Source organism: Pseudarthrobacter adonitolis (assembly GCF_055412845.1).
Window position 1 is genome coordinate 42,332 of record NZ_JBVAYW010000025.1, and the last position, 6,366, is coordinate 48,697.

The window sequence follows — 6,366 nt, forward strand, 5'->3', positions numbered from 1 at the left end:
AGAGCAAAATCCGATACGTTGAGAGCTCCGGGAACTCTCCTTGGAGCAGCTCGTTGCCCTGGGCCACCGGGTCAACGAGGAGTATCCGTCAGTGGAGCTTGAACATGTGCTTTCCCTTGCCGGCGTCGGTGGGGTGGCTGGCGACCTAAAGAACCTCATCTTTGCCGCAAACGGGCCGAAGCCCAAGATTGTTTTGCTGGATGCCGTGAATAACGACATTCAGATCACGGAGAACGCCGAACATTGTCTGGTCTACGACAGGGCCCTGCCAGCTGAGGGACTGAGCTGGCGGGCGCTGGTGTCCTGGTGGGCCGGGACCGAAACTGTTCCCGCCGACGCCGAACGCGAAGCGGCCGGGGCGCTCTACCGACGCCTCATGGCATCGATGGATGGCAACGGCGCCGAGCAATTCCTTTTCCAGCAGTACTGCAGTTTGTACGGGTCCCACGGGTTCGATCTTCCGGCCCTGATCCCGCAGGTGTACCTGCACTACGATCCCTACACCAAGCGAAATGGCGGTACGCTCCCGCGCCAGCGGATGGATTTTCTCCTGCTGCTGCCGAACCGGAGGCGGGTCGTGCTCGAGCTGGACGGGGTTCAGCATTACGCTGACACGGACGGCCGGGCCAAACCGAGGCTGTACGCGGAGATGGTGGCCGAGGACCGCCGGCTCAGGCTCACTGGCTACGAGGTCTACCGCTTCGGTGGGTACGAATTCGTGAACCGGGACCAGGCGGAGATCATGCTGAACGGCTTCTTCCGCGAGCTCCTGCAGGTGTGACGCAAGAGCGGGGAAGTGTCGTCACCGCGCAGGGAGTAGAAGCGCATCACCTCAGGCTCTCCAAGCAGCGCGGTCATACTGTCGAGGCCGGTCTGAGTCATCTCACGGAACTGCAATCGATCAGTCGGCCGTGGTGTTGGCATACGTCCACACCATTTCGAGATAGAAACCCCGCCCGTTAGCCGGTCGATCACCGTGCCGCGGAAGGCCGCCGCCATGTTCCGCGCAGTTGCTGGCTGTGACTTTCAGCGATAAATGGCGGTCTTTTTGCGCCGCTAAATGGCGGCCTGCTGGTTCGGGAGTGCTCGCGACCGTCTATAAAACGTTGCTCGGGACATTCCGAGATCGCGCGCGACCTGAGCAGCGGGCTCGCCGCCTTCGACCAGGCGGACCGCGCTTCGAATCTGACTGTCAGTGACCCGGCGAGGCCGGCCACCAAGATCCATCCCGGCTTCTCGACGTTTGGCGATGGAATCGGTGACGCGTTCGCGCTTGATCTCGTGTTCCATCTGCGCGAGGGCGGCCATGATCGTGAACAACATGGACCCCATTGGTGTCGCCGTGTCGACATCGCCTCCACCGAGGTTTAGAACGCGCAGGCCCGCCCCTCGACTACGGAGTTCGTCGGCGAAGGCGAGCATATTCTGTGTGGAACGTCCGAGCCTGTCCAGCGTCGTGATGACGAGGGTGTCGCCATCGATCAGCGCGTCGAGGGCCCGATCGAACTGCGGTCGTGAATTTCGCGTCCCGGACACGCCGTGATCAATGTAGAGGTCATCGCGCCGGACTCCCGCGGCAAGAAGGTCCGCCTGTTGCCGGTCGGTGGATTGCTGTCGCGTGGAAACGCGTGCATAGCCAATCAGTTTGGCCATGGGCTGCCTCCGATGTGTCTCATAACTAATGGTGGATACAGCGATTCAACCAGAAGGTTTCGAGACATAGTTACGAGAATCGCCGGCCACGGAAGAACTCTGACAATTCCGCGAAAAATAAGATGCTGCAATCGTCACAGTTGGCCCAGCCTGTGAGTCGTCTCGTATCCCAAGGGTTATGTGACGCGCCCTGGGACCACTCAGCGCAAGTAGGAGAGATCCGGGTCCAAGTCGATCTCAATCCCGATCTGTGGGCGTCGCTGCTGCGACATTTGGCCATAAGCCCCGACCGCACCCAGCTGGTTCTCCTGGCCCACCTGCGCGACATCCAAGATCCGAACGATCTGCCACCCTCTTAGGTCAGGGTGCAGACGACCGACTTAGAGGAATGATCAGGGGTTCTCGGATCGCCTGGCCTTCACGCGTTCCAGACTCTTGCGGAGGCTGCCCTTGGCTGAGGGCCTTCGGCGATCGAACAGCTGCTCCAGGAACGTAAGCGCAACCACGATTAGCTCGAGGATGAAGTCAACGATCATGCGAGGTTCTCGGAGAATCTCATCCAGAAATCGCGGCAATGCTGAACAACCTCGCCACCGTCTACGCGGACACGGGCCGGCGCCGTGAAGCCAGGGAATGCTACGACCATGCAATCGAGATATAGACACAGACAGTGGGTGAGGACCATCCAAGCGCAGTTGCCTGCATTCAGAACTGAGCTGCTGCGGAGTTCTCGGACAGTGGTCGCTGCCGATCTCGGCGGTCAACCTTCGTCCCCAGGCTGCGCGGCTCCTCCGGGGCAGCCACGCAGCCTGTGGTCGACGGATGTGTTACTGATTCCGTGGATTACCGGCTTTGGCTCAGCTGGCCGCAGGCTACCGGCAGTGTCGCCCAGGCCGGAAGTCCGGGCAGGGACGCAACCGTGGTTGGCAGCGGGTCGGTCGGATTGATGCCGTGGATGACCACGTGCCGATCCCCCAGCTTCAGTGCCTGCTTGAGTTCTGATTGCAGGTGGGACTTGGAGGCCTCTTCACTGTAGTGGTAGCTGCCGGACGCGTCCGCCACCGGGAAATCGAGTGAGGGCGCGAAGCTGTTCAGGTCGCTGTCCAGGGAGATCAGAATCGGCCCATACTTGGGCAGACCTTCGATAACGTCCACGAAGCTGTCGTGATTCACGTCATCGCTGGCATTGGGGCAGGTGGTCCCGGCATGGATGTGCTGCGGGTGGAGCGTTCCGGCGGTGACCCCTTGGACGTCCACAGTGACGGTTATATCGTCACCGTTGACTGTGATGACAGCGGTCCCGCTGGCGGACGGAATCGTGTAGGTTGTGCCGGAAACAGTGTGCGCGCCGGCGTTCAACGGTGACAATTGAGCTACGAATTCCTTGTTCGGCACCGACTTGTTGCCTGGCCCGGAAGCCGCAGGTGCCCCTGCCGCGGTGAGCAGGACAAGCCCCACCGTCACTGTCCCGCACAATACTGCTGATCTGCGCATGATGTCTCCTCAAAGGATCACCGTCTCGCCATAGCCTCATCCAGTGGCGGGTCCGGCTTGCACTCAAGGAACGGCGCCAGCCCATGCGGGGTGACGACCGCCCCCGGCATGTAGCCTGAAAATACCATACAGCGGGGGTCGCAGGCGATAGCCCCGGCCCGGCAACGACAAAAACTGTTCGAGGCAGAAGCAGGTCCAAGGAAAAATTAGGGACACGACACCCTCCGGTGCACATCGAAGCACTCATCGAGGTGCTGGACGCAGCGGGAACCCCACCCAAAGACGGTTGGCTGGTGACCTCCACCCACTGGCAGAACCTCTTGTGCGACGGGCAGGACGGACGCTGCCCCGCCTACCCGCTGGACATCATCACGGACAGCGCCCTGAACGCCGAGATGGTCTACCGCGGCAGCCCCTACAACCAGAGCGCGGGCGCGACCTACGCCCCCTTACGGACAGCCGAATCTTTCTCCTAGTCCGACTCGATGTGTCTCATAACTCCTGTGTCCCAAATCCCTAGGGTTCTGCGAGAGACTTGGGGTCATGGTTGCCCAACGAAGATCCGCTCAGTCTGCTGCCAAGTGGCGCTCGGAGCATGACGTGTGGATCGATCACGCATCGCTCGACCTCTCGGATGTTGATTGGCTCTCGGGTGTCCGGTGCCTGACGCTCTGGGCGGTAAAGATACCTTCGGGCTTGTTGGCGTCGCTGCCGCAGCTAGAGCGGCTAGACCTCCGCGGGGGTGCTGGGGCGTCCATCGACGTGGTCAATGGTTGCTCGAAGTTGACCTATCTTGCTGTCAATCAGATTCGTGGTCTGTATGATCTGTCTGCTCTAAGTGCTCAAACTAACCTCCGGCTGCTGAGCCTCTATGGATTGCCTCAAGTGCGGACTCTTCCTTCGCTCGCTAGCCTTCTGCATCTCAAACGACTGGAGATCGGATCGATGAAAGGGCTGGCTGGGTTGGGTCCGCTCCTAGAGGCGCCGTATCTGGAGGAATTGTTGCTTTCCAAAGCAGTCTCTTTGAGTAGTACCGATCCGGAGGCAATCGCTGCCCACCCTTCGATCAGGGCCTTTGATTGGTTTGCGGAAGATGTACCGGACAAGACTTGGGCTCCGATCGTTGATCGAGTAGGGCGGCCAAAAGCAAGAGCTTTGAGTGCTTCGGATTGGTTCGATCAGAATCCGTGATCCAGCCCGATCCAGATTCTTTGCTTCGATTGAAGTCTGTTGATCAATATCTAGGAATGGCTGGCATGTAGCGGGACCATGGTTCTCCACGAGCGGGGCGGGAACTTCGGTGACCAGACCGCGGAGGGATCCTGAGCGGGCGCGATGCACTCGGCTAACTAATCCCTTTGGTTGACGTTTAATTCGTCCAGTTCGCGGATCGTGACTCGGGCAGGTTCTGGACCCAGCACCTGTTGCGCCCGACCGTAGCTACGCCAGCAGGAAACGCTGAGGATGCTGAAAGCGATAGCACCGGCACCGCCCAGAGCGATGGACATATCGAGCAGGGAGTGCGCTTCGTCGTAGCCCGGATCGTCGAACCCGACTTCGCCAAGGGCGGACCAGGCTTCGTAGCCCTGCACCCCGGAGGCAACCTTGGTCACCGTCAGGACCAATATCCACAGGAGTGCTGCCCCGGCCGCGAGGTAGGTGACTTTTATGATTCGCCTCTGCCGGTTCCAGGCCTTGAAGGTCTTCGGACGCAGCTCCGCCGGTATTGGACCCAGGGCTGCCGTGGAGCGTTTCCACCAGCGGTGCAGCAGGACCGAGGAGAGGGCCAATGTCGCGGTCAGCACTCCAAAGGCTGCGACAAGCAGGTCTTTCGAGCTCTGCAGATATTCGTAGGCAGGATGGCCGAATGCGACGTCCCCTCGCAAAAGCGGTCCGGCAACGTTCAGGAGCCAAAAGCTGAGCAGGAAGAGACCCACAATCAAAGGCAGCTGGAAGACAAAAACTGCGACGCCGTAGATCAGCGTCATGCGCCGACAGCGCCGCGACCACGTCGTTGTGCTTTCAGATGTCTCGGCGTGCTGAAGATCTGTCATTGAGGTCCCCCCACCTAAATGGCTACGTGGGTCCAGCTTAGCCGGGGGAAGGACACCGGCGCCCCCGCCGGGGCGCTGTCTAGGCATGTTCCGGCAAGAGACCTGGACCGATCGAAAGGCATCTCGTGGCTTCCAGCAATGAACATATCCGGGTAAAACTGCCGGAAGGGTTTGACCCTGCCCGCCACACGGGAGGCTTGGCAAATCCCCTTACGGGCAGCTGAACCCACCTCAAACCGAGGCGAAGTGTCTCATAACCCAGATGCCTCGAATCGCTAGCGATGCAAGTCAGCCCACAGACTCAATGGGCGGGCTGTGCAGACGGCTTTGGACATTCCGTGCAGCCGACTTCGAAAACTGACAGACGTGGCAGCGGGCTTCTGCGGCACGGTGATCGACCGACTTACGGGTCCTATTACTGCTGTGGCGCCTCTGACGTCGCTGGTTTGGTCGTCCGATGCGTCGAGTCCAGTTCAGCTCACCAGCGCAGGATTCCCACTTAGAAATTGGATATGAACTTCCGAGGATTCTCTCGGATCGTCTCCCCAAACTCGCACCGAAAAGTCTTGGGCTCCCAGCTGAAAAGTTGCCAAGGATTCGATGTAGACGTTCCAAACTTCCAGCTTCTGTCGACTTGAATGCAGGACATCCTGAAACAAGAGGGTCATTGGCTTCGTTGGTGGACCGTCGCTCACTGTAAAACGCACCTTCCCTTCCGCGTCGTGAAGTACGGCGTGGGCGACCATGCTTTCTGTCCGCCAGAGGTTTGCTATGCCATCGATATCCGGAACTTCGGGATCATCCTCTAGTACGAGGTACATCAAGGCATTGGGGAAGGGCGTGGTCAGTTCAAACATCATGTGTCTTCCTTGCGAAGCTGTGTGGCTGTGACCTGTTTATCAGATAGAAGTCCGGATTCACGTCGGCGAACCACTGGGCCCGCGCGGTCAGATTCGAAATGAACCCGCTGAGGGTTAGGTTGGGACCCATGAAGAATCTGCGTCCAGAACTTGCAACTAATGAGCAATGAGCAACTACTACCCGGCGAATGGGACTGCCCCCGGTTTTGTTGACTCCTTGACCTAGCGAGCGAGTGCTCGTGGAAGGATGTTGACCATGCCCACGGCTTATGGGGCGGAGTTCCGCCAGGATGTTATTGATGTTG

General features: G+C 59.6%; 8 protein-coding genes and 1 pseudogene. 4 read left to right on the plus strand and 5 right to left on the minus strand.

Features of this window, described 5'->3' with window-relative positions; genetic code table 11:
• Positions 1-40: 40 nt before the first annotated feature.
• Complete coding sequence (locus ACZYZ4_RS17400; protein ID WP_463862909.1) at positions 41-781, plus strand: hypothetical protein; 741 nt, start codon at positions 41-43, stop codon at positions 779-781.
• 275 nt (positions 782-1,056) lie between these two features.
• Here the strand turns inward: ACZYZ4_RS17400 and ACZYZ4_RS17405 are convergent, their stop codons facing one another.
• Both ACZYZ4_RS17405 and ACZYZ4_RS17410 read right to left on the minus strand, forming a co-directional pair.
• Positions 1,057-1,653: a recombinase family protein gene (locus ACZYZ4_RS17405; protein ID WP_463862911.1), complete on the minus strand. Its 597-nt coding sequence runs from the start codon at positions 1,651-1,653 to the stop codon at positions 1,057-1,059.
• Between the two features lie 392 nt (positions 1,654-2,045).
• Positions 2,046-2,189, minus strand: coding sequence for a hypothetical protein (locus ACZYZ4_RS17410; protein WP_463862913.1), 144 nt, complete (start codon positions 2,187-2,189; stop codon positions 2,046-2,048).
• A gap of 14 nt (positions 2,190-2,203) precedes the next feature.
• Between ACZYZ4_RS17410 and ACZYZ4_RS17415 the strand changes: the two are divergent.
• Positions 2,204-2,314: pseudogene (locus ACZYZ4_RS17415) on the plus strand (tetratricopeptide repeat protein); the annotation flags it as partial.
• 182 nt (positions 2,315-2,496) lie between these two features.
• On the opposite strand, the gene ACZYZ4_RS17420 reads toward ACZYZ4_RS17415, so the two are convergent.
• Positions 2,497-3,147 (minus strand): hypothetical protein, encoded by a 651-nt coding sequence (locus ACZYZ4_RS17420; protein ID WP_463862915.1) that lies wholly within the window; start codon positions 3,145-3,147, stop codon positions 2,497-2,499.
• 227 nt (positions 3,148-3,374) lie between these two features.
• Here ACZYZ4_RS17420 and ACZYZ4_RS17425 point away from each other — a divergent pair, with 227 nt between their 5' ends.
• Positions 3,375-3,623, plus strand: a complete 249-nt coding sequence (locus tag ACZYZ4_RS17425; RefSeq protein WP_463862916.1) for a hypothetical protein — start codon at positions 3,375-3,377, stop codon at positions 3,621-3,623.
• Between the two features lie 67 nt (positions 3,624-3,690).
• Positions 3,691-4,338, plus strand: a complete 648-nt coding sequence (locus ACZYZ4_RS17430; protein WP_463862918.1) for a leucine-rich repeat domain-containing protein — start codon at positions 3,691-3,693, stop codon at positions 4,336-4,338.
• 158 nt (positions 4,339-4,496) lie between these two features.
• Here the strand turns inward: ACZYZ4_RS17430 and ACZYZ4_RS17435 are convergent, their stop codons facing one another.
• The gene (locus ACZYZ4_RS17435; RefSeq protein WP_463862920.1) at positions 4,497-5,135 is read right to left on the minus strand and encodes a hypothetical protein; all 639 of its coding nucleotides are present in this window, start codon (positions 5,133-5,135) and stop codon (positions 4,497-4,499) included.
• Positions 5,136-5,674: 539 nt separating this feature from the next.
• Entirely contained in the window at positions 5,675-6,061 is a 387-nt protein-coding gene (locus tag ACZYZ4_RS17440) for a hypothetical protein (RefSeq protein WP_463862921.1), read from the minus strand.
• Between the last annotated feature and the right edge of the window lie 305 nt (positions 6,062-6,366).

Coding starts and splice junctions, on each gene's coding strand:
- ACZYZ4_RS17405 (WP_463862911.1), bottom strand. CDS start 1,653: ATGGCCAAACTGATTGGCTATGCACGCGTTTCCACGCGACAGCAATCC.
- ACZYZ4_RS17430 (WP_463862918.1), top strand. CDS start 3,691: ATGGTTGCCCAACGAAGATCCGCTCAGTCTGCTGCCAAGTGGCGCTCG.
- ACZYZ4_RS17410 (WP_463862913.1), bottom strand. CDS start 2,189: ATGATCGTTGACTTCATCCTCGAGCTAATCGTGGTTGCGCTTACGTTC.
- ACZYZ4_RS17420 (WP_463862915.1), bottom strand. CDS start 3,147: ATGCGCAGATCAGCAGTATTGTGCGGGACAGTGACGGTGGGGCTTGTC.
- ACZYZ4_RS17440 (WP_463862921.1), bottom strand. CDS start 6,061: ATGATGTTTGAACTGACCACGCCCTTCCCCAATGCCTTGATGTACCTC.
- ACZYZ4_RS17435 (WP_463862920.1), bottom strand. CDS start 5,135: ATGACGCTGATCTACGGCGTCGCAGTTTTTGTCTTCCAGCTGCCTTTG.